Source organism: Faecalibacterium prausnitzii (assembly GCF_003287405.1).
Classification (GTDB): domain Bacteria; phylum Bacillota; class Clostridia; order Oscillospirales; family Ruminococcaceae; genus Faecalibacterium; species Faecalibacterium intestinale.
Genome location: NZ_PRLD01000058.1, coordinates 1 through 773, shown reverse-complemented (window position 1 = coordinate 773; position 773 = coordinate 1). Strand labels below are relative to the sequence as shown.

General features: G+C 55.0%; 1 protein-coding gene. It reads left to right on the top strand.

The window, feature by feature from the left end:
* Positions 1-773: MATE family efflux transporter (locus C4N24_RS15010; RefSeq protein ID WP_181573126.1), on the top strand; the 773-nt coding region annotated here is incomplete at both ends.

Here is a 773-nt window from a genome sequence, read left to right as displayed (position 1 = left end):
CTTCTGGTAGTGGGGCGCTTTGGCTCCACTTCAGGCTTGTCTGCGGTTTCCACCGGTAGTCAGGTACTCAACCTCGTCACCTTTGTTGTCACCCAGCTTGCCATGGGTGTCACAGTGCTCATTGCCCGCTATCTGGGCGAAAAACGACCGCAGTACATCGGGCAAGTCATTGGCGGGGCAGCTATTGTGTTCACCCTTCTGGCAGCTGCACTGTTCGTGGTGCTGGTGTTTTTTGCACGGTTTATTGCCAGTCTGATGCAGGCTCCTGCCGAAGCCCTAGACCTGACCGCCAGCTATGTGCGCATTTGCGGCAGCGGCATCTTCTTTATTGTAGCCTATAATATGCTCTCGGCTCTTTTCCGCGGTCTGGGCGACAGCCGCTCTCCGCTGATCTTTGTGCTGGTGGCGTGCATTGTGAATATTATTGGCGATCTGGTGCTGGTGGCTGGTTTTCATCTGGATGCTGCCGGTGCCGCCATTGCTACGGTAGCAGCACAAGCTGTCAGCGTAATCTGTGCAATCGCAATGCTGCTGAAGAAGGAGCTGCCCTTCAAAATCCATCGCTCTGATTTCAAGCTGAACCCCCAGTGCAAAAAATTTCTGGGCATCGGTCTGCCGCTGGCTTTGCAGGAGTTTTTGACCCAGCTTTCCTTTCTGGCGCTCTGCGCCTTCGTCAACCGGTTGGGGCTGGAGGCATCTTCCGGCTACGGTGTGGCGTGCAAGATCGTTAATTTTGCCATGCTGATCCCCAGTTCTCTGATGCAGTCCATGGC